At 44.3% G+C, this 21,186-nt stretch carries 20 protein-coding genes; 18 read left to right on the forward strand and 2 right to left on the reverse strand.

Annotated features, from left to right (window positions below):
• The first annotated feature begins 20 nt into the window (after window positions 1-20).
• From AMR95_RS16955 to AMR95_RS16985, 7 genes are all read left to right on the forward strand, one after another.
• On the forward strand, window positions 21-1,001 hold the full coding sequence (locus AMR95_RS16955) for an alpha-ketoacid dehydrogenase subunit beta (protein WP_034281944.1): 981 nt from the start codon (window positions 21-23) through the stop codon (window positions 999-1,001).
• Between the two features lie 17 nt (window positions 1,002-1,018).
• Window positions 1,019-2,344 (forward strand): dihydrolipoamide acetyltransferase family protein, encoded by a 1,326-nt coding sequence (locus AMR95_RS16960; RefSeq protein WP_058838936.1) that lies wholly within the window; start codon window positions 1,019-1,021, stop codon window positions 2,342-2,344.
• A gap of 12 nt (window positions 2,345-2,356) precedes the next feature.
• The gene (lpdA, locus tag AMR95_RS16965; RefSeq protein ID WP_058838937.1) at window positions 2,357-3,739 is read left to right on the forward strand and encodes a dihydrolipoyl dehydrogenase; all 1,383 of its coding nucleotides are present in this window, start codon (window positions 2,357-2,359) and stop codon (window positions 3,737-3,739) included.
• A gap of 31 nt (window positions 3,740-3,770) precedes the next feature.
• A complete protein-coding gene (locus AMR95_RS16970) occupies window positions 3,771-4,466 on the forward strand; it encodes an SDR family NAD(P)-dependent oxidoreductase (RefSeq protein ID WP_058838938.1) in 696 nt (231 codons plus the stop codon).
• Complete coding sequence (locus AMR95_RS16975) at window positions 4,444-5,229, forward strand: SDR family NAD(P)-dependent oxidoreductase (protein WP_058838939.1); 786 nt, start codon at window positions 4,444-4,446, stop codon at window positions 5,227-5,229. The genes AMR95_RS16970 and AMR95_RS16975 overlap by 23 nt, the downstream gene beginning before the upstream one ends.
• Before the next feature lie 93 nt (window positions 5,230-5,322).
• On the forward strand, window positions 5,323-6,279 hold the full coding sequence (locus tag AMR95_RS16980) for a sugar-binding transcriptional regulator (RefSeq protein ID WP_058838940.1): 957 nt from the start codon (window positions 5,323-5,325) through the stop codon (window positions 6,277-6,279).
• Between the two features lie 63 nt (window positions 6,280-6,342).
• The gene (locus AMR95_RS16985) at window positions 6,343-6,672 is read left to right on the forward strand and encodes a hypothetical protein (RefSeq protein ID WP_024426788.1); all 330 of its coding nucleotides are present in this window, start codon (window positions 6,343-6,345) and stop codon (window positions 6,670-6,672) included.
• 13 nt (window positions 6,673-6,685) lie between these two features.
• Here the strand turns inward: AMR95_RS16985 and AMR95_RS16990 are convergent, their stop codons facing one another.
• Window positions 6,686-8,011 carry an APC family permease gene (locus AMR95_RS16990; protein ID WP_039177966.1) on the reverse strand — a complete coding sequence of 442 codons (1,326 nt, stop codon included), beginning with the start codon at window positions 8,009-8,011 and terminating at the stop codon, window positions 6,686-6,688.
• Between the two features lie 329 nt (window positions 8,012-8,340).
• Between AMR95_RS16990 and AMR95_RS16995 the strand changes: the two genes are divergently transcribed.
• A complete protein-coding gene (locus AMR95_RS16995; RefSeq protein WP_047203045.1) occupies window positions 8,341-9,297 on the forward strand; it encodes a ring-cleaving dioxygenase in 957 nt (318 codons plus the stop codon).
• 31 nt (window positions 9,298-9,328) lie between these two features.
• Here AMR95_RS16995 and AMR95_RS17000 read toward each other — a convergent pair whose 3' ends face one another.
• Window positions 9,329-10,615 carry a S1C family serine protease gene (locus AMR95_RS17000; RefSeq protein WP_058838941.1) on the reverse strand — a complete coding sequence of 429 codons (1,287 nt, stop codon included), beginning with the start codon at window positions 10,613-10,615 and terminating at the stop codon, window positions 9,329-9,331.
• Window positions 10,616-10,783: 168 nt separating this feature from the next.
• On the opposite strand from AMR95_RS17000, the gene proG reads away from it, so the two are divergent.
• The 10 genes from proG to AMR95_RS17050 all read left to right on the forward strand — a co-directional run bounded on the left by proG (window position 10,784) and on the right by AMR95_RS17050 (window position 21,178).
• Window positions 10,784-11,608 carry a pyrroline-5-carboxylate reductase ProG gene (gene proG / locus AMR95_RS17005; protein ID WP_058838942.1) on the forward strand — a complete coding sequence of 275 codons (825 nt, stop codon included), beginning with the start codon at window positions 10,784-10,786 and terminating at the stop codon, window positions 11,606-11,608.
• Window positions 11,609-11,797: 189 nt separating this feature from the next.
• Window positions 11,798-12,622 carry a M55 family metallopeptidase gene (locus tag AMR95_RS17010; protein ID WP_047203042.1) on the forward strand — a complete coding sequence of 275 codons (825 nt, stop codon included), beginning with the start codon at window positions 11,798-11,800 and terminating at the stop codon, window positions 12,620-12,622.
• A gap of 18 nt (window positions 12,623-12,640) precedes the next feature.
• Window positions 12,641-13,576, forward strand: coding sequence for an ABC transporter permease (locus AMR95_RS17015; protein ID WP_039177974.1), 936 nt, complete (start codon window positions 12,641-12,643; stop codon window positions 13,574-13,576).
• Window positions 13,573-14,535: an ABC transporter permease gene (locus AMR95_RS17020; RefSeq protein ID WP_058838943.1), complete on the forward strand. Its 963-nt coding sequence runs from the start codon at window positions 13,573-13,575 to the stop codon at window positions 14,533-14,535. The genes AMR95_RS17015 and AMR95_RS17020 overlap by 4 nt, the downstream gene beginning before the upstream one ends.
• 7 nt (window positions 14,536-14,542) lie before the next feature.
• On the forward strand, window positions 14,543-15,553 hold the full coding sequence (locus AMR95_RS17025) for an ABC transporter ATP-binding protein (RefSeq protein ID WP_058838944.1): 1,011 nt from the start codon (window positions 14,543-14,545) through the stop codon (window positions 15,551-15,553).
• Window positions 15,553-17,175, forward strand: a complete 1,623-nt coding sequence (locus tag AMR95_RS17030) for a peptide ABC transporter substrate-binding protein (protein WP_039177980.1) — start codon at window positions 15,553-15,555, stop codon at window positions 17,173-17,175. Before AMR95_RS17025 ends, AMR95_RS17030 begins: the two co-directional genes overlap by 1 nt.
• Window positions 17,176-17,285: 110 nt before the next feature.
• A complete protein-coding gene (locus AMR95_RS17035; protein ID WP_058838945.1) occupies window positions 17,286-18,227 on the forward strand; it encodes a S66 peptidase family protein in 942 nt (313 codons plus the stop codon).
• Window positions 18,224-19,303: a dipeptide epimerase gene (locus AMR95_RS17040; RefSeq protein WP_058838946.1), complete on the forward strand. Its 1,080-nt coding sequence runs from the start codon at window positions 18,224-18,226 to the stop codon at window positions 19,301-19,303. Before AMR95_RS17035 ends, AMR95_RS17040 begins: the two co-directional genes overlap by 4 nt.
• Complete coding sequence (locus AMR95_RS17045) at window positions 19,303-20,220, forward strand: C40 family peptidase (RefSeq protein WP_058838947.1); 918 nt, start codon at window positions 19,303-19,305, stop codon at window positions 20,218-20,220. The genes AMR95_RS17040 and AMR95_RS17045 overlap by 1 nt, the downstream gene beginning before the upstream one ends.
• Window positions 20,210-21,178, forward strand: coding sequence for an ABC transporter ATP-binding protein (locus AMR95_RS17050; RefSeq protein WP_039177986.1), 969 nt, complete (start codon window positions 20,210-20,212; stop codon window positions 21,176-21,178). Before AMR95_RS17045 ends, AMR95_RS17050 begins: the two co-directional genes overlap by 11 nt.
• Window positions 21,179-21,186: the final 8 nt, after the last annotated feature.

Below are 21,186 nucleotides of genomic sequence, written 5' to 3' on the forward strand. Positions count from 1 at the left end.
ATCACGTGACAAAAACAACAGTGAGAGAGATTTCATATTTAGAAGCCGTTCGAGAGGCTATGAGTCAGGAAATGAGAGAAAACCAAGATGTCTTCATTTTAGGTGAAGATATTGGCGTATATGGAGGTGCTTTTGGGGTCACGCGCGGCATGATTGAAGAATTCGGGCCAGAGCGCGTTCGCAATACACCTATCTCAGAGGCAGCCATCGCAGGTGGGGCAGTCGGAGCGGCTTTAACCGGTATGCGTCCGATTTTAGAACTTCAATTCTCTGACTTTATTACAATCGCAATGGATCAGCTTGTGAACCAAGCAGCCAAAACACGATACATGTTTGGCGGAAAAGGGAAGGTGCCGCTCGTTGTAAGAACACCAGCAGGATCAGGAACGGGTGCAGCGGCGCAGCACTCACAAAGCTTAGAAGCGTGGATGGCACATATTCCAGGACTCAAAGTGGTTCAGCCGTCAACAGCCTATGATGCAAAAGGTCTTTTAAAAGCAGCGATGGATGATGACAACCCTGTCATTTTCTACGAGCACAAGCTTTTATATAAAACAATCGGTGAAGTGCCTGAAGAGCAATATTCAATTCCTCTAGGAAAAGCAGACGTGAAAAGAAGCGGGAAAGACGTCACGATTGTAGCAACAGCGATTATGGTTCACAAAGCGTTAGAAGCGGCGAAGGAACTAGAAGCAGAGGGAATCGATGTGGAAATCATTGACCCAAGAACACTTGTCCCATTAGATGAAGAAACGATTATCGAATCTGTGAAGAAAACAGGTAAATGTATCGTGGTTCATGAAGCGGTAAAACGAGGTGGCTATGGCGGAGAGATTGCAAGTATGATAGCGGAAAGTGAAGCCTTTGACTACTTAGATGCTCCAATTAAACGACTTGGCGGTCTTGCGGTTCCAATACCATACAACCCGACGCTGGAAAAAGCGGTCATTCCACAAGTGCCAGATATTATTGAAGCAGCAAAAGAGCTTGTGCGCTCTTAAGTAAAGGGGAGAAGATCATGCCAAAAGAGATATTTATGCCGAAGCTAAGCAGTACGATGGAAGTCGGCACCTTGCTTCAATGGTTTAAAGAAGAAGGAGATTCGGTTGAAATCGGTGAGCCTCTTTTTGAAATTATGACAGACAAGATCAATATCGAAGTGGAAGCCTATGATGATGGTATTTTTCTAAAGAAATATTATGAAGCCGATGATCAAATTCCAGTCAATGCTGTCATTGGATATATCGGAGAGACAAATGAACAGGTGCCAAGCGAACCGCCAGCACAATCAGATGAAGATTCATCCGGCAGCAGCGAATCGGCTTCATCAGACACGGCTTCATCCAGTTCTACTGAAGCCCCAAAAACACCTAATGAAAAAGTGCGTGCCACTCCTGCGGCGAGAAAAACGGCAAAGGATCATCATGTGGCAATTCATGAGGTATCTGGCACAGGACCTAAAGGCAGAGTTCAAAAGCGGGACGTCGAGGCGGCTGTCCACTCTAATGAGAAAGACCAGCGCGTGTCACCTCTAGCAGAGAAAGTGGCGGCTCGTGAAGGAATCGATTTAGCGAATGTTGCTGGATCTGGTGCGCACGGAAAAATTATGAAGAGTGATGTAACGGCAGCAGCTGCACAAACAGCTGAGTCTTCTCCAGTGAAAACACAAAAACTAGCTGGCATGAGAAAAGTGATCGCTGATCGTATGTCACAAAGTGCCTTTACAGCACCGCACGTGACATTAACAAGTGAAATCGATATGACAAAAGCAAAAGAAGTACGCAAACAGCTATTGCCAGCGATTGAAAAAGAGACAGGCTACAGACTGTCGTTCACAGAAATTATCATTCATGCGGTCAGCAATGTACTCACGCGCCACCCGCATATCAATATGACGTTTGAACAAAATGAGCTCCATTTCCATGATGATGTGCACATTGGTCTCGCTGTCGCTGTAAAAGATGGCTTAATGGTTCCAGTCATTTCTCATGCGAACCAAAAAGGATTAAAACAGCTGACAAAAGAGGCGAAAGAAATCGGCCGAAACGCACGTGACCAAAAACTGCTGCCAGACCAGCTGAAAGGGTCCACTTTTACCATTAGTAACTTAGGTATGTATGCCATTGATACCTTTACCCCGATTATCAATCAGCCAGAAGTGGCGATCTTAGGCGTTGGGCGCATTCAAGAAAAACCTGTTGTGGTAGATGGAGAAATTCAGGTGCGGCCGATGATGGGCGTTAGTTTATCGTTTGATCACCGAGTGGTAGATGGCGCACCAGCGGCTGCCTTTTTAACAGACCTTAAAAAAGTGCTTGAACAACCATTTGAATTGCTAATGTAGGAGATGAATCGGATGACGAAAACGTATGATCTGACAGTCATTGGCGGAGGGCCTGGCGGGTATACTGCCGCCCTTCAAGCAGCTGAGCGTGGACGGAAGGTCGCATTGATTGAAGAGGATTTTCTTGGCGGTACTTGTTTAAATCGGGGCTGCATTCCTTCAAAGACACTGCTCAAACATGCAGAAGTCATTGAATCAATTGAGAAGGCGAAAAGCTGGGGAATTGAAACAGGTGATTTGGTCCTTTCCTTCGATAAAATGAGAAAGCGCAAAGATGACGTCATTGAAAAGCTCAGAGGCGGAATTGCCTTTTTATTAAAGCAAGGAAAGATTGATGTATATAACGGCAGAGGTACAGCTGTGACAAGACACCAGATTGAGATTGAAAAACAAGATGGTTCAGAATTGATTGAAACGAAAGAGCTCATGATTGCCACTGGATCTTCACCCGCTATTCCGCCAATACCGGGCCTTAAAGACATTCAATTTGACACAAGTGATACGATCTTTGACATCCCAGATATTCCTGCTTCTGTCGTCATCATTGGCGGCGGTGTCATTGGACTTGAGCTGGCTTGTATCTTCCAGAGCCTTCAATCAAAAGTCACGATTATTGAAGCAGCTCCGTCCATTATTCCGCAAGAAGACGAGGAAGCATCTAAGCTGCTAGAAAGAGAATTAAAGAAAAAAGGCATCCATATCGCGAAGAAAACCACTGTGACAGAGGTAACGGAAAGCGAAGGAGTCAAAGCGGTTCATGCATCAGACGATAAAGGGGAGACGCATATCTTTACGGCTGAAAGACTGCTTGTTTGTGTAGGAAGAAGACCTGCTGTTTCTGCTGTCAGCCAGCTTGATCTTCAGCTGGATGGTCCTTTTATCAAGGTGAACGACAAGATGCAGACAAGCGTTGAAGGTGTCTATGCAGTTGGGGATGTTGCGGGCGGCTATCAACTGGCTCATGCAGCGATGGCAGAGGCCGCTGTTGCGGTCAGTAATATTTGCGGTGTGTCTGAAAAAATGAATGCTGATATCATGCCTAGATGTATTTATACATTACCAGAGGTAGCAAGTGTCGGTCTGACTGAGAAAGAGGCAAAAGCCAAAGGACTTAACGTGCGGGCAGAACGATTTGATTTAGCGGCAAGCGGTAAAGCACTAGCGGCAGGTGAGCAAACAGGCTTTATTAAATTGGTATACGATACAGCCTATGGTGAAGTGATTGGCGCGACGATGGTTGGCCCGCACGTCACAGAGATGATTTCAGAAGCTTCCTCCTTTATGTATTTAGAAGGAACAGCAGAAGAGATGGCGAAAATGATTCATCCGCATCCGACCATCTCAGAAGGTTTTTATGAAGCAGCACTTGATATCGTGAGTAAGCTGAGAAAATAATGGCCAAACAAGGGATAGGGAGGAGATACGTGTGCACGTCCAGCTTCATCAGAAAGCGGCACTTGTGACAGGTAGCACAGATGGATTTGGAGAAGCCATCTGCCTGGCTTTAGCCCGGGCAGGTGCACATGTTTTTTTACACACGTTTCATGATGAATCAAAGGCTAAAACCATTCGTGAAGACATTCAAAAAATGGGCGGTCAAGCGAGTATTATTCAGAACCCGCTTGAAACGCCGCATGATGCGACACGGATGCTGAGGCAAGTGATTGATACATGCGGTAAACTGGATATTCTGGTCAATCAAGCAGAGCAAGGAGCGTGCGCAGAGCTTGATGACGTGAGCCCTGATGGATGGGTAGATGAAGTGGAATCGGCTGTGAATACCGTCTTTCTTTCCAGTCAGGCTGCCGTATGGCATATGGTTGATCAGAAGCAAGGCTGCATCATTAATATATCGTCATCAGGCAGTATCACAGGAGATGGCGGGATCTCGCATGCTACTTCGAATTCTATGCTGAATGCCATGACAAAAGGGTTAGCGAGAGAATTTAAAGACAAAGGCATTCGGGTGCTTGCGCTGCTGCCTCCGCCTCTCGATTTGGTTCCTGATACAGAGCAAATCAAGGAGACTGTGGCACATATGACGGTGTTCCTCAGTACATCCTATGGTGCATTTACAGATGGCGTGGCGATTATGCTTGATGGGGGTGAGAGCGCTGGCTAATGATCAAAAACCAGTTCTCATCGTTGGCGGAGCACAAGGGATCGGAAAAGAAATAGCTGAGCGTTTTTTAAAAGAAGGACAGCCAGTTGCTGTGTCAGATATAGATGAAAAGGGACTTTCGCTCTTAAAGACACAGTATCCTCAGCTGCTGATATTTCAAGCTGACGTTTCATCGTGGGAAAGTGTTCAGCAAATGATATCAGCAGCTGAAAGGGAGCTGGGCGGTATTGCTCATCTTGTGTATTCAGCAGGAATGACAAAATCTCTGCCTTTTTTAGAAGTCGATTTTTCACTTTGGAAGAAGACACTGGCTGTGAACTTATATGGTCTTTACTATTGCATCAAAGCGTTGGCACCCTATATGTGTGAGCGGCAGGAAGGCAGTGTTGTCATTATTGGATCGGGATCGGCCATCACCGGCTCAGGCGGCGGTATTCAATATTATGCATCAAAAGCAGGTGCTTTTGGATTGATGCGATCGCTCGTAAAGGAACTAGGCTCCCATCATATACGCATCAATGTGATTGCTCCCCGCGTGATTGAGTCTCAAATGCTTGATACACTCTATCCGACTGTTGAGGAGAAAAGGCAGCTGCAATCACTCATTCCCATCGGAAGGTTAGGAAAGCCTGATGATATTGCAGGACTCACTTTATTTCTCACACGTGATGAGGGGAGTTATTTGCACGGACAAATTATCTTGTTAGACGGTGGGAGAACGTATCAGCCGAAATATACTGAGGGAAAAAGAGCGGAGAGTTAATCGCTCTTTTTGTCATTTTCATAACAATTGTTCCAATTGGAAACGAATGTTTGATATACTGGTAATCATAGTATATTAAAAGGATGATGTCACATGCTGAATTGGGAAGAAAGACGACAGCTCGTCAAAGTTGCTCATCTTTATTATACAGACGGGTGGACGCAGCAAGAAATTGCAAAAAAGCTCAATGTCTCAAGACCAGTCATTTCAAAGCTCTTACAAAAAGCAAAAGATGTGGGAATCGTTGAAGTGTACATTAAAGACGAAAGCATTCATACAGTGGAACTTGAGAAGCAGCTGGAAACAACCTTTCAATTAACAGATGCGGTCGTTGTCCCAAGTGTTGGGACAATGTCCGAGATGGTGAAGCGGGCAGTCGGTCAAGCAGGCGCCTATTATTTGTCTAAAAACATGAAAAATGCGGAGAAAATCGGTATTTCATGGGGGACGACGCTTGCTGAGCTTGTCAAAGAATATCCGTTTGAACGAAGAAACGATGTGAAGGTCATTCCTTTAGAGGGCGGAATGGGCAGGCAGGCAGTCGATATTCATGCCAATCAGCTGGCATATGAGCTGGCAAAGAAAATGAACGGCACGTGTTCCTATTTATATGCCCCTGCGATTTTAGAAACAGAAGAATTAAAAGAACGGCTAATGGCGATGCAGGACATAGAAGCTGTGCTTGAAGAAGGCAGAAATGTGGATATTGCCCTCATCGGTATTGGCAACCCGCATAAAGGGTCGACTTTAAAAACAGTCGGTTATTTAAAAGAAGAGGATTTATCTGGTTTAAGGCAATCAGGGGCTGTTGGTGATATTGGTTTTCGTTTCTTTGATGGAGCAGGAAAACCTGTCCAAGATGAACTGAATCAAAAGGTCATAGGCTTATCGCTGGAACAATTAAAGAGCGTCAAAACGGTCATCGCTGTTGTAGAAGGAACCCATAAAGCTGAAAGTATTTTAGGGGCTTTAAATGGTGGGTTCATCCAAGTACTGGTGACAGACGAACTAACGGCGGCAGCCATTTTAAAGGAAGCATCCGTGCAATAAAAGGCTTGCAGCGTTCGAATGGTATAACAAGAGCAACATCAAACGAGAAAGGAGCTGTGTATCTTGAAGAAAACCGAAATGGAAGCAAACCTACATTGTACTCGGTGCCAAGAAGAGACCCTCCACAGCATCGTTTATGTGAATGATCAGATGAAAAGCGTTGAGTGTACAGAGTGTCATCAAAAGATCAGTGTGCAAGTCGACATCATGAAGGAATTTTACAAAGAAGTATATGAAAAAATAGCGACAAAGCCAAAGCGGATCACGCAGGAATATAAGTCGAACCTGAATGGATTTATCTCAAGGCTCCCAATCCGCGTGCTTAGTAAGCCATACCGGCTCATGAGATATTTAAACGAATCATACAAAGTAATCAAACAATATAAAAAATGAAGCAGAGCACTGATTAGTGCTCTGCTTTATTTTGTGTTTTTTTCATATAATAATAAATAGGCAGTCCAGCCATCCCGATCAGCATGGAGATCAGGCAGCTTTTCCAATCGGTGATCATGGTGCTGATTAAGACGAATAATGAACCGATAATCGCAATGATTGGTGTCAGCGGGTAAAGTGGTACACTGTACGCACGCTTCATTCCGCTGTTTTGTTTTCTCAGCTTAAAGACGGCGAAAAAGGCCATGACATAAAAGATGTAAATCATGAAAATCGATACTTCAGAGAGCTTCTCGGGATTACTGACGATCATAAACACAATGGCGATCAAAATTTGCACAAATACAGCGATCCAAGGTGTTTTAAACGTTGGGTGAATACGGGAAATCGCGTTGGCGAAAGGAATCTGCTTTCGTTCTGCCATTGCAAAAATCACACGTGGGAATGAAAGAACCTTTCCGTTCAAACAGCCAAAGATGCTGATGATGATCCCAATACTAATGATTTTCCCGCCAATTGGTCCAAAGAGCATGGTAGCAGCAGTGCTCGTCGCATTTTCACCTAGCTGGACGATTTGATCAGCTGGGAGCACGTGCAAAAGTGCGACATTAATAAAGAGATAACAAGCCGTCACAATTAAAATTCCGCCTGCCATCGCGCGAGGAAGCAGTTTCTCAGGGTTTTTCATTTCTCCACCAAGCGCAGCAAGTAAAATCCAGCCATCATAAGCAAATAACGTAGCCAAAATCGCTGCACCGAAGTTCATTTGAGCGATGCTATCGTTGACAGCCATGAAGATGTTTTCGTTACCTTTCCATATGCCAAACACAATAATAGCGGCAATTGGGACAAGCTTTCCAATAGTGGTCAGCCCCTGAACAAATCCGCCGTATTTTGTTCCCATGATGTTGATGATACATAAAAATAAAACGGTGATAATGCCGATCGTTGTAGACCATAAAGTCGAAAGCGAAAATAAATTGGCTAATAATGAACCAAAATAAAGACCAAGTGCACCAATGATGGCGGGTCCGTAAATAATAATCTGCACCCAGCCGCATAAGTAGCCCCAAAATTCACCATACACTTCTTCAAGATAGGCGTATAAACCGCCGGTTCTCGGGATTTGTGTACCAATTTCAGCGACAGTCAGTCCGCCTGCAAGGGTTAAGATTCCACCTAACAGCCAAGCGAATAATGCGATGTCTGAGCTCCCTGAATAGGAAAGGACGTTGCCTGGCTTCATAAAGACGCCTGACCCGATAATGGTCCCGATGACAAGAGATAGGGCGAAAAATAAGCCGATGTCTTGTTTTAACGCTGGTTGTTCTTTGTTCATTACACACGACCTCCTGCATCACTTTCGTACGTTACTGTGACATGTATTTTGTTCATTGTAATACGATTTTAGGAAAACAAGAATTAAAAAAATTTTCTGATTTTCGTATTTGTGATTGAAAGTGTTCGTTTATTGGAGATATTAGGGTGAATGTTGTGTTAAAAACGAACGATGAAAGAATATTTTCGATTTAATGTTAATTTAATGGCCGGAAACCGAACATCCAGTAAACGTACAGTCAAATGGTTGACTTTTCTTGAAAAATGAACTATTTTATTCATAAGGATATTATCTCGAATTCGAGATAATTTAAAATAGGAGTGAAAATAATGAAAATCAATGGGATTCACCACGTATCTGCGTTAACAGCCAATGCTCAGAAGAATGTTGATTTCTATCGCCAAATTCTTGGCTTGAAACTTGTAAAGAAAACAGTCAATCAAGATGACCCGTCTATGTATCACTTGTTTTATGGAGATGAGGTTGCCTCACCAGGAACAGAGCTTACATTCTTTGAGATTCCAATGCTTGCCCGCCGTTTGGAAGGGACAAATGCGATCACAAGCACAGGCCTTCTCGTTTCTTCTGAAGAGGCACTCACGTTTTGGGAAAAGCGGTTTGAAGATAAAGGCGTACAGCAAGAAACAGCTTCCTTGAGAGGCGGAAGACCTGCCTTGCGTTTTAAAGATCCAGAAGGGCAGCAGCTGTTTTTAACAGTAGAACCGAACGCACAAGAAGAAGGCTCACCGCCAGTGCATGACGATATCCCTGCAGAGTATGCGATTAGAGGTTTAGGTCCAGTTGAATTAACTGTTGCAGAAGCTGATAAGACGATCCGTGTTTTAACAGACATCCTTGGTTTCACCGAAAGAGCACGTGAACAATCAAATGATGGTGAGATCGTGACCATTTTTGAGTCAGGAAATGGCGGTGCTGGAACAGAAATTCATGTGATTGAAAAAACAGAAGGGCCTTCTGAACGTTCCGGCAGAGGAAGTGTGCATCATGTCGCATTCCGCGTGAAGGATGCAGAAGAGCTTGAAAAATGGTATGAAAAAATATCAAAAGCAGGCTTTACGAACTCTGGTGTTGTAGAACGCTTTTACTTTAAAGCTCTTTACTTTAGAGAGCCAAATGGTATTTTATTTGAAATTTCAACAGATGGTCCTGGGTTTACAGTTGATGAAGGGGTGGATGTACTTGGCGATCAATTAGCCCTTCCGCCATTCCTAGAGCATAAACGAGCAGAAATTGAACAAAGATTAACGCCAATTCAATCGTCATAAAAAAACAGCTCATAACTGAGCTGTTTTTTCATTAGGAACTGACTTGCTTAGATTCAGATTGTGTTAATGTGACCTGTTTCGTTTCTTGTTTTCCGTTTCGAATGAGGGTGATGCTCACGGTGTCTCCTACTTTTGTATTCGTGTATAGCTCGTGACGTAATTCGCTGCCAGTTTTGATTTGTTTTCCATTGATGGCGGTAATGACATCCTCTGACTTTAAGCCTGCTTTGGCGGCAGGTGAGCCAGCGGCGATTTCTTTGACATACACGCCTTGATCGAGCTGACTGCTTTTAAGTCCGAGTGTTTCTTTCTGATACACATCTGGAACTTGTTCGAGATCCAGCATGCTGATGCCGATATATGGACGTTCAATTTTTCCTTTTGCGAGAAGCTGATCAGCGATTGGTTTGACATCATTGATTGGCAGCGCGAATCCAATGCCTTCCACACCTGTTTCAGAGATTTTCATACTCGTGATCCCCACAACCTTTCCGTCTGTCGTTAGAAGCGGGCCGCCGCTGTTACCTGGATTAATGGCTGCATCTGTTTGAATGACATTAATGCTGCTTTCGCCTGCTGATGTGTTCATAGAGACTGTTCGATCGACACCGCTGACAATTCCTTGTGTTACCGTTCTTGAAAGGTCTTCACCAAGCGGGTTTCCGATTGCGATGACAGTTTCTCCAGCACGCAGTGAGGAGGAATTGCCTAATGCCGCCACCTTCGTCACATGACTGCTGCTAATTTCCACAACAGCTAGGTCAGTGAGCGGATCAGCTCCGACCAGTTTTCCTTCAATGGTTTTGCCATCGTGTAAGGATACGGTGAGTTTGTTTGCCCCTTCAATGACGTGGTTGTTTGTTAAGATATAGGCTTTATTGCCTGATTTTTTGAAAATCACTCCTGAGCCTGTACCGGTTTCTTCCTCTTGACTGCTTTTGTTTTGCTGTGATTCATCGAAAGGGTTACTGAAATCGCCAAAGCTCGTGTCTGTTTGAGTTTGTGCTTGGTAGTTTGTAATGCCGACAATTGCTGGTGATACATTTTCGACCATGCTGGAAATGCTGTTTGATGAATTTGCTGTTTGGACGGCTGTTGTTTTTGACGAATTCGTGTGATTTGTCGATACTGCTTCTGTTTTCGCTGCCGAATCATTTGCAGTGCTGTTTGATGAATGCTGAGCATACGGTGTAAGAACGTAGACACCTAACGCTAATATACCGCCTACAACACCGCTGACGAATGGTTTAAACCAGCCATTTGGCTTCTTCTGTTTTTGAGGTTGTTCAATAGTTTGTTTGTCATCTTTGTGAGTCATCCGAATCACTCTCTTTCATTGATTTTTTCATGTATGTGTTCAAGGTGTTTTACCGTATGTGGTGGTGACTGATTTTATCGTAAGAAAAAAGTGTGGGATAAAAATGAAAACATTGTGGGAAATTGTTAAAATAAGTAGTGAATCTTAGCAAATAGAGGAGTTTAAACTGTGGAGACAATCGGAATTATTGGATATGGAAGTATGGCTGATATGATGGTGCAAAAGTGGTTGGAAAATGGGGTGCTAGATGCTCATCAAATCATGATCCATACAAGAAGTGAAACGGAACGCCTGCATCAGCTTCAAGAAAAGTACCAAGAAATCAGCATTTGTTCATTAGACGAACTTTCTGCGTCATGTGATATATTGTTTGTCTGCGTGCCGCCGCTTGCTGTACTAGATGTTCTAGATCAGCTGCCATCTAAAGCGAAAGCGGTACATATTGTGTCAGTAGCAGCAGCTGTGACATTAGAAAAGTTACAAGCACATACAACACAGCCAGTGTCTAGATACATCCCAACACTTACGTCAGCTGTTGGGACAGGCGTATCCCTTGTTGCACATGGTGCAGCCGCAGGGCGTGAGAACAAAGAACGTTTACACCGTCTGCTTTCAGCTTTTAGCATCGTCAGGGAGGTAGAGGAAGACCGGTTTGATGCGGCAAGCAATTTGACAAGCTCATCTCCTGGTTTTATTGCTGCTCTGTTTGAAGAAATGGCGAAAGCCGCTGTGAGAAATAGTGATCTTTCCTTAGAGGAAGCGAATGAATTTTTAACGTATGCCCTTTTAGGGACAGGCCAGATCCTTGTAGAACGAGGTCTCACCTTTGCTGAAACTGTCGATAGAGTGGCGACAAAAGGGGGAATTACAGGAGAAGGTGCTGAGGTCATTCAACAGCAGGCACCTCAGATGTTTGATGATTTATTTACACAAACCATGAAGAAATATGAACAGCTGAAATCGCAGATTAATGAAGCGGATAAACACCACTAAAGACATAGTTAGTGGTGTTTTATTTGTTAAAAAAATCCTTTCTGAAATAGTCTTTTGACCTGTATTATCTGAGTCTAAATTCCTTATTTTCAGACATTGTATTGAAAAATCAATCAAGTTCTCATATAATTTTTTAGAAAATTTAGAAAAATATACACAAATTTTATGTTTAATTAAAGGGGGATGGGAATGAAGCTCTATCTATCTGTCGATATGGAGGGAATTACTGGTCTAGCTGATCATACATTTGTTGATTCACGCCAGCATAACTATGAGCGGGGCAGACGTATTATGACAGGTGAAGTGAATGCCTGTGTAGAGGCGCTTATTCAGCATGGTGCCACCGACATTTTGGTGAATGACAGTCATTCTAAAATGAATAATCTTTTGATCGAAGAACTGCATGAAGAGGCAGTTCTCATATCAGGTGATGTAAAGCCTTATTCCATGGTGCAAGGGTTGGATCAAACCTATGATGCAGCTGTTTTTTTAGGCTATCATGCAAGAGCATCAATGAAAGGTGTGATGTCGCACAGTATGATTTTTGGGGTCAGACATTTTTACATAAATGATCATCCAATTGGTGAAATGGGTTTTAATGCGTATGTTGCAGGCTACTATGGTGTTCCAGTGATTCTTGTTTGCGGGGATGATCAAGCAGCACTAGAGGCAGAAAAGCTGATGCCTGGTGTGAAAACAGTAGCGGTGAAAGAGACCATCTCAAGATCTGCTGTGAAATGCTTACCTCCAGCCAAAGTCAATAAACAAATCTCGCAGCAAGTGGAAGCCGCGATGAAACAGATTGATCAAATGAAGCCGCTGACGCCTCCTGATCAGCCGCTGCTTAAGATTGAGTTTGCCAACTATGGACAAGCTGAATGGGCGAATTTAATGCCGGGTACTGCCATCATAGAAGGAACAACAATGGTGACGTACCAAGCTGAGAATATATTAGAAGCCTATCAAGCGATGCTTGTCATGACAGAGCTTGCCGCACGTACAACATTTTGTTAAGCGAGGGGGAGACAGTAGATGGCCAGCTTTTTGCTCAAGCGTTTTATTGCGATGATTGCCACGATCTTAACGATTACGACTTTAACGTTTATTTTAATGAAGGTCATCCCAGGATCGCCTTTCAATGAAGAACGAAATACAAACGAAACCGTCCAGCGAAACCTCGAAAGCTACTATCACTTAGACGAACCACTCTATGTTCAATATGTCATCTATTTAAAATCCATTGTTACCTTTGATTTTGGTCCTTCCATTAAAAAGCCTTCTGAAAGTGTCAATGATCTATTGGCGAGAGGCTTCCCAGTCTCATTAGAACTTGGTCTTATCTCAATATTGATTGCTGTCATCTCTGGCATTCTGCTAGGGGTCATGGCTGCCCTCCGGCATAATGGTTTGATTGATTACATCGCTATGACCATTGCTGTTTTCGGTATATCCATTCCAAACTTTATTTTTGCTACCTTATTAATCCAGCAGCTTGCTGTCAATTTGAAGCTCTTTCCTACAGCGATGTGGACAAGTCCAATGCATATGGTGCTGCCTACAATCGCCCTTGCTGTCGGGCCAATGGCCATTATCGCCAGGTTAACGAGATCGAGCATGATTGAAGTGCTGTCGCAAGACTATATCCGTACTGCCAAAGCAAAAGGACTTTCTCCTTTAAAAATTGTATTTAAGCATGCGCTTCGGAATGCACTTTTACCCGTTGTGACCATTCTTGGAACACTTGTCGCAAGTATTTTAACAGGAAGTTTTGTCATTGAAAAAATATTTGCCATTCCTGGAATGGGAAAATACTTTGTCGAGAGCATTAACAACCGTGATTATCCTGTCATCATGGGAACCACTGTTTTTTACAGCATTATTTTAATCACACTTCTCTTCATTGTCGATGTGGCGTATCGTCTCCTTGATCCGAGGATTCAGCTGCATCAGAAAGGAGGAAAGGCATGAGTATACACCTTCAGCATGATCCACCGAACAGGCATCCTGAAGTCCCGGACGAATGGTTTTCTCCTCGAGAGCAAAAGAAAACGGAAGCCCATGCCATTAAAAGACCCTCTCTTTCCTATTGGGCTGATACATGGAGGCGGCTGAAGCAAAATAAGCTTGCGATGTTTAGTCTATCGGTCCTGATTTTTCTTTTTGTCATGGCAATCTTAGGCCCATTGCTTGCGCCAAATAGTGTGACAGAGCAGCGTCTTTCGATGCAAAATCTGCCGCCCTCGGCTGCTCACTGGTTCGGAACAGATGAGCTTGGGCGAGATGTGTTCACACGTACCTGGTACGGAGCACGCATTTCGTTATTTGTGGGCGTCATGGCAGCCCTGATTGATTTTGCCATCGGTGTGATTTATGGGGGCATAGCCGGCTATAAAGGCGGACGCTATGACCATATCATGATGCGGATTGTCGAGGTGCTCTACGGACTTCCTTATTTACTTGTCGTCATTTTATTGATGGTGCTCATGGGGCCAGGGCTTGTCACCATTATTGTAGCGCTCACTGTCACAGGATGGATTGGAATGGCAAGAATTGTGAGAGGTCAGGTTCTTCAGCTGAAAGGCCAGGAATATGTCCTTGCCTCCAAAACCTTTGGTGCCAAAAGCCTGCGGATCATTCGCCGCAACCTTCTGCCGAATACGATGGGGCCGATTATCGTCCAGATGACCCTCACTGTGCCGACCGCGATATTTGCTGAAGCGTTCCTTAGCTTTCTCGGTTTAGGTATTCAAGCGCCGTTTGCAAGCTGGGGCGTGATGGCCAATGATGCTTTGCCGACTGTGCTGTCAGACAATGGACATTGGTGGCGTTTATTTTTCCCGGCATTTTTTATTTCACTCACGATGTTTTGCTTTAACAATTTAGGTGATGGCTTGCAAGATGCGCTTGATCCAAAGATGAAGAGGTGATGGTGCTGTGAAAAAAGTTCTGCAAATTATCGATCTGCACGTCAGCTTTCGAACATACGGCGGTTCAGTTCAAGCAGTACGCGGAGTGAATGTCGATGTTTATGAAAAAGAAACCTTAGCCATTGTAGGAGAATCAGGCTGCGGAAAAAGTGTGACATCACAAAGTATTATGAGGCTTCTGCCTGCATACAGCGCGCATGTTGATCAGGGAGAAATCTGGTTTCAAGACCGCAACTTGCTGTCATTATCTGAAAAAGAAATGCGCGCCATACGAGGTGTCGATATCTCGATGATCTTCCAAGATCCGATGACGGCACTCAACCCAACCTTGACAATAGGAGATCAGCTGATGGAAGCGGCGAAGGAACATCAAAAGCTGACGAAAAAAGAAGTGAAAGAAGCCGCCATACAGATGCTTGATTTGGTTGGTATTCCGCAGCCGAAGGAGAGGTTAAAGCAATACCCACACCAATTCAGCGGAGGAATGAGGCAGCGGCTCATGATTGCAATGGCACTGATTTGTGAGCCAAAGGTGCTGATCGCAGATGAACCGACGACCGCGCTGGATGTGACCATACAGGCACAAATTTTAGAGCTGTTTAAAGAGATTCAGAGGAAAACAGGTGTCACCATTATTTTAATCACACACGACTTAGGGGTCGTAGCCCAAGTTGCCGACCGAGTAGCAGTCATGTACGGAGGGAAAATGGTTGAAGTCGGAACAAGAAGAGATATTTTTTACAGTCCGCAGCATCCTTATACTAAAGGGCTCCTGCAATCCGTTCCAAGACTTGATATGAAAGATGAACTGATTCCGATTGAAGGAAGCCCGCCTGATTTATTTGCGCCGCCAAAGGGCTGTCCGTATACCGATCGCTGCCCGTCTGCCATGAAAGTGTGTGATCATATCATGCCGCATGAAACGCAGCGATCACCTACTCATACAGTGCATTGCTGGCTCCAGGATGAGCGAGCGAACCAAGCGATGTTATCTTCAACACAAAGGGGGAGTTTTTGATGAGAAAAAAAGGGTGGATCATCAGTGTTTGTTTGTTCATCATCATGCTGCTCGCAGGATGTACAGCGAATGAGCAAGCAGGTAAAGGATCATCAAGTAACAAGGGTGAAAAGAAAATATTAACCTTAAATAACGAAAATGAACCGACGTCATTTGACCCGCCGATTGGTTTTAATAATGTATCGTGGCAAGGGCTGAATAACTTAATGGAAGGATTAACGAGACTGAATGAAAAGCACGAACCATCTCCTGCAATGGCTGAAAAATGGGAGATTTCAGAGGATGGAAAAACGTACACGTTTCATTTAAGAGATGGTATCAAGTGGTCGAATGGTGATCCAGTGAAAGCGAGTGACTTTGAATATGCGTGGAAGCGTCTGCTCGATCCGAAAACAGGCTCCTCTGCATCGTTCTTAGCTTACATGATTGAAGGCGGAGAGGCATTTAACAGCGGAAAGGGAAAGAAAGAGGACGTAAAAGTCAGTGCTGAAAATGACAAAACGCTAAAAGTCACACTGGCATACCCGCAGAAGTCATTCTTAAATATGACCGCAAACCCTGCCTTTTTCCCTGTCAATGAGAAGGTAGCTGAGAAGGACCCAAATTGGGCAAAGGATGCCAAAACCTTTGTTGGGAATGGACCGTTTCAGCTGACAGAATGGAAGCATGATGAGAGCTTCACTATGGAAAAAAGTGAGACGTATTGGGACAAAAAATCAGTTAAGCTGGATCAGGTAAAGTGGCTGATGATCAGTGATCGCAACACTGATTATCAAATGTATCAATCGGGAGATTTAGATACTGCCTTCGTCCCAGCAGAACAAAGTGAAAATTTGCTGAAAAATAAAGATGTGCACATTGAAGATCAGGCAGGACTGTTCTTTTATCGTCTGAATGTGAACATGGAACCTTTTCAAAATAAGAACATTCGCAAAGCCTTTCAAATGGCGATCAATCCGCAAGATATCGTGGATTATGTAACGAAGAATAAAGAGAAGCCTGCCCGCGCCTTCGTTTCACCGGGAATTCTAGATTCAAAGGGTGAAGATTTCAGAGAAGCTGGCGGCGATCTTGTCAAACAAGATACGAGTGAAGCTGCGAAGCTATTAGAAAAAGGGCTGAAAGAAGAGAACTATTCGAAGCTGCCGCCCGTCACATTAACATATAGCACAAAGCCTGAGAACAAGAAAAAAGCTGAAGCCATCCAGCAGCAATTAAAAGAAGCGCTGGGTGTAGACGTGAAGCTTGCGAACATGGAAGCCAATGTATTTGCAGAAGATCAAAAGGCGCTGAAATTCCAATTCTCGCAAAGTTCATTTTTAGCAGACTATGCAGATCCGATCAATTTCCTAGAGAGCTTTCAAACAGGGAATGCGATGAACCGGACGGGATGGTCAAACGACACCTATGATCAGCTGATTAAAAAGGCGAGCCAGGAAGCAGATGAACAAAAGAGAAACAGCATCCTTCATGAGGCAGAGGCACTTCTCATGGAAGAAGCACCGATCATTCCAATTCATTTTTATAACCAAGTCCATTTACAAAAAGAGGGCGTGAAGGGGATTGTCCGCCACCCTGTTGGGTATATCGATTTGAAATGGGCGCAAGTAGATGGAGAGTAGTAAATGAGAAACACGGACGCTTTGGAAAAAAGCGTCTGTTCCTTTATTCGTTCATGTTATGGAGAAGATGCCCATAGATTGAAAGAAACAAAGAGAAAGAGGGGATTGGCATGAACCAGCTGCCAGCAGCGCTTCAAACAGGGGATACGGTGGGGATTATTGCACCAGCAAGCCCGCCTGATGAATTGAAATTAGCCAAAGGAATTGCCTTTTTAGAAAGCCTCGGGCTGAAGGTGAAAAAAGGGAAGTATCTCGATTCTCGGTACGGGTATTTAGCGGGGCGTGATCATGAAAGAGTGGAAGATCTTCATGGCATGTTTCAAGATCCAGAAGTCAAAGCAGTTATTTGTGCCTGCGGAGGGTACGGAACTGGAAGACTTGCGGAAGCCATTGACTATGATCTCATTCGCCGAAATCCGAAAATCTTTTGGGGTTATAGTGACATTACGTTTTTACATACGGCCATCCAGCAGCAGACCGGCCTTGTGACCTTTCATGGTCCAATGCTTTCCTCTGATGTGGGACTTGAAGAGGTTCATCCGTATACGAAGGATACCTTTTTGCAGCTGTTTGCCCCGAAGGCCTTTACGTATACGCACCACTTGTCACCTCTTCATACCTTCTACCCCGGCACTGCTTCAGGTGACATCATAGGAGGGAATCTTGCCCTCATCGTGACAACACTTGGTACACCTTTTGAAATTGATACGAAGGGAAAGCTGTTGTTCATTGAAGATATTGACGAAGAGCCGTATAAAATCGATCGCATGATGCAGCACCTCACCTCTGCTGGAAAACTGGATGATGCGGCAGGATTCATCATTGGAGATTTTCATCAATGTGAACCAAAAAAGAAAGACCAGTCCTTAACCTTGGAACAGCTGTGGGAAACCTATATTGTGCCGCAAAAGAAACCTGCACTCGGCGGCTTTCGGATCGGTCATTCATCACCGAACTTTGCCATTCCAATGGGCGTGCAGGCTGCACTAGATGCGGAGGGGAAAAAACTGCACATTTCTCCAGGCGTTGCTGCGAAAGAGGCGATCAAATGAAAATCGTGGATGTTCATACATGCAGAACGAGTGTACCGCTAAAAAAGCCTTTTAAAACCGCTTTAAGAACGGTGTATGACGCAGCATCTCTAATCGTCATCATCACATATGATCAAGGTGACGTCAGCTACGGAGAGGCAGTTCCCACGGCGGTGATTACAGGAGAAACGCTGGAAAGCATCGACTATGCCATCTGTGAAGTGATCAGACCCATTTTGCTCGGGGCTTCCTTGGCAGAGTATGAACAAATCTTTTCTGCTATGAACCGTGTGCTCGCAAGCAACACAAGCGCAAAGGCTGCAATCGATATGGCCATTTATGATGGGTTAGCAAAGCAGGCAGGACTTCCGCTTTATCAATATCTTGGCGGATATCGTCATCAGCTCGAAACCGACTATACGGTCAGTGTAAACCGTCCGCTCGAGATGGCAGAAGATGCGAAACAATACGCAGCCGAAGGCTTTCAGACGTTAAAGGTGAAAGTGGGGAAAGATGACATACACACGGATATTCAGCGGATCAAGCGGATTCGAGAAAAAGTCGGACCGGACATTCAGATCAGGCTCGACGCAAACCAAGGATGGACGTGGAAGGAAGCGATCACAGCCATTCGAAAAATGGAAGCACTGAATATTGAATTAGTAGAACAGCCAGTGCCGAAAGAAGATATCGAAGGTCTGCGCCGTGTGACAGAAGCAACTGATACATTGATTATGGCAGACGAAAGCATTTTTAGTTTTCATGATGCAATCAAAGTGCTTGAAACGAGAAGCTGTGATCTGATCAATTTAAAACTAATGAAATCGGGCGGCATAAAAGAAGCACTAAAAATCAATGCCCTAGCTGAAGCATACGGTGTTCAGTGCATGGTTGGCAGTATGATTGAGTCAAAGCTTGGCATTACAGCAGCGGCACATTTCGCCGCAAGTCAGCCGAATATCACCCGCTGCGATTTTGATGCGCCGCTTATGCTGAAAGAAGACATGATAGACGGAGGAATCGTGTACAAAGGAAAAGACATATTTTTACCGCTCGATCATGGGTTAGGCATTCAAGGGGTGAAAGGAGTCTCGTGATGATATATGAATCAAAGGTTCCAGTCGCTAACGTATGGACAGCGCCGCAGTCTCCGAGAGAAATCGATCGAAATGTACTTCAGGACTCCATCAACATCAAAGAGTGGATTGACCAGCAAACATATGAAGAAAAGTTGGCTTTATGTGAAGAAAATTTGATTCAATCTCAAGTACTGCTCGGCGGGCGAGTGATTGGATTAGAAGAGGCAGATGGCTGGATGAAAGTTGTCATACCGCAGCAGGCCAGCCGGAAACATCCGCAAGGCTATCCAGGCTATATACCTGTTGAGCAATTAAACCAAGTAACAGAGGGAAGTGCGTCAGCAGCATCTCTGATCGTTTGTCAGAAAAAAGCCACGCTCTATCAAAACGGGGAACCCGATATGGAGATTAGTTTTTTAACAGAGCTGGCAGCAGTTAAAGAAACAGATGATCAATTTTATGTTGTCACACCAGTAGGAATAAGAGAAATCAACAAAGCGGATGTACGCCCAGTATCACATGCTTACTCTTTGACCGGCAAAGATGTCGTAGACGCAGGAAAACAATTTATTGGACTTTCATATTTATGGGGAGGCATGAGCAGCTTTGGCTATGATTGTTCAGGCTTTGCTTACAGCATGTACAAAGCGTGCGGATATCTTTTACCGAGAGACGCAAGTGACCAAGCAGTTCAAGGAACGCCGGTGACATCAAGCCATTTAGAACCAGGTGACTTGTTGTTTTTTGCAAATGAAAACGGAAAGGGAGCGGTCCGCCATGTAGGGATCTACGCTGGAGACGGGAAGATGCTTCATTCGCCTAAAACCGGCAGACAAATTGAACTGCTTTCCCTTTCTGGCACTTCATATGAAAAGGAATGGGCAGGTGCAAGGCGGTATTTACCAAGCGAGAGGAGGAGCGGTCATGACAGTTGAACCACTTTTACAAGTAAACAACCTCAAAAAACATTTTCACCTATCAAAAGGGAGAACGTTAAAAGCGCTGGATGGTGTCTCTTTTCAGCTGAAACAAGGTGAAACCTTTGGTCTCGTTGGTGAATCTGGCTGCGGCAAATCCACACTTGGAAAAGTGCTCATGCGTCTTTATGAACCAACAGATGGTGAAGCCTTATATGAAGGGAAAAGTCTTCACCACCTTTCTAAAAAAGAATCATTTGATTTCAACCGGCAAATGCAAATGGTCTTTCAAGATCCGTATTCCTCCTTAAATCCGAGACTGTCAGTAAAAGATATTATGCTGGAGCCAATGGAGATTCATCAGCTTTATGGCAGTCAAAAGAAAAGGATTGCCCGCGTAAAAGAACTGCTCGAAGCGGTAGGGTTAAGCTATGATTTTGCCACCCGGTATCCGCACGAATTTAGCGGAGGACAGAGGCAGAGAATCGGCATTGCAAGAGCACTTGCCTTAGCGCCAAAGTTTATTGTGGCAGATGAGCCAATTTCTGCACTAGACGTCTCCGTTCAAGCGCAGGTCGTGAATCTGCTGAAGAAACTGCAAAAAGACGAAGGATTAACTTTTCTTTTTATTGCACATGACTTGTCGATGGTGAAATATATTAGCGACCGAATCGGTGTCATGTATTTAGGCCATCTCGTTGAATTGACGACGAGTGATGCATTATATCAAACACCGCTTCACCCATATACACAAGCCTTGCTGTCTGCCATCCCCATTCCAGATCCTGACGTAGAGGACAAGCGCAAAAGGTTTATTTTAAAAGGAGAAATTCCAAGTCCAGTGAACCCGCCAAGCGGCTGTGTATTTCGAACAAGATGTCCTGCCGCGATGGATGTGTGTGCTGAAAAAAAGCCAGTATTACAAGCAGTGGAAGAAGGACATGAAGTCGCCTGTCATTTATATAATAGAAAATAGGACAAGCC

Origin of the sequence: Bacillus sp. G1(2015b) (assembly GCF_001482475.1) — a bacterium.
Taxonomy (GTDB): domain Bacteria; phylum Bacillota; class Bacilli; order Bacillales; family Bacillaceae; genus Bacillus; species Bacillus safensis.

Bases quoted from the DNA above. Each gene is read 5' to 3' on its own strand.
- AMR95_RS16960 (WP_058838936.1), top strand. From the start codon at position 1,019: ATGCCAAAAGAGATATTTATGCCGAAGCTAAGCAGTACGATGGAAGTC.
- lpdA (WP_058838937.1), top strand. From the start codon at position 2,357: ATGACGAAAACGTATGATCTGACAGTCATTGGCGGAGGGCCTGGCGGG.
- AMR95_RS16975 (WP_058838939.1), top strand. From the start codon at position 4,444: ATGGGGGTGAGAGCGCTGGCTAATGATCAAAAACCAGTTCTCATCGTT.
- AMR95_RS16980 (WP_058838940.1), top strand. From the start codon at position 5,323: ATGCTGAATTGGGAAGAAAGACGACAGCTCGTCAAAGTTGCTCATCTT.
- AMR95_RS16990 (WP_039177966.1), bottom strand. From the start codon at position 8,011: ATGAACAAAGAACAACCAGCGTTAAAACAAGACATCGGCTTATTTTTC.
- AMR95_RS16995 (WP_047203045.1), top strand. From the start codon at position 8,341: ATGAAAATCAATGGGATTCACCACGTATCTGCGTTAACAGCCAATGCT.
- AMR95_RS17000 (WP_058838941.1), bottom strand. From the start codon at position 10,615: ATGACTCACAAAGATGACAAACAAACTATTGAACAACCTCAAAAACAG.
- AMR95_RS17010 (WP_047203042.1), top strand. From the start codon at position 11,798: ATGAAGCTCTATCTATCTGTCGATATGGAGGGAATTACTGGTCTAGCT.
- AMR95_RS17015 (WP_039177974.1), top strand. From the start codon at position 12,641: ATGGCCAGCTTTTTGCTCAAGCGTTTTATTGCGATGATTGCCACGATC.
- AMR95_RS17020 (WP_058838943.1), top strand. From the start codon at position 13,573: ATGAGTATACACCTTCAGCATGATCCACCGAACAGGCATCCTGAAGTC.
- AMR95_RS17030 (WP_039177980.1), top strand. From the start codon at position 15,553: ATGAGAAAAAAAGGGTGGATCATCAGTGTTTGTTTGTTCATCATCATG.
- AMR95_RS17035 (WP_058838945.1), top strand. From the start codon at position 17,286: ATGAACCAGCTGCCAGCAGCGCTTCAAACAGGGGATACGGTGGGGATT.
- AMR95_RS17040 (WP_058838946.1), top strand. From the start codon at position 18,224: ATGAAAATCGTGGATGTTCATACATGCAGAACGAGTGTACCGCTAAAA.
- AMR95_RS17045 (WP_058838947.1), top strand. From the start codon at position 19,303: ATGATATATGAATCAAAGGTTCCAGTCGCTAACGTATGGACAGCGCCG.
- AMR95_RS17050 (WP_039177986.1), top strand. From the start codon at position 20,210: ATGACAGTTGAACCACTTTTACAAGTAAACAACCTCAAAAAACATTTT.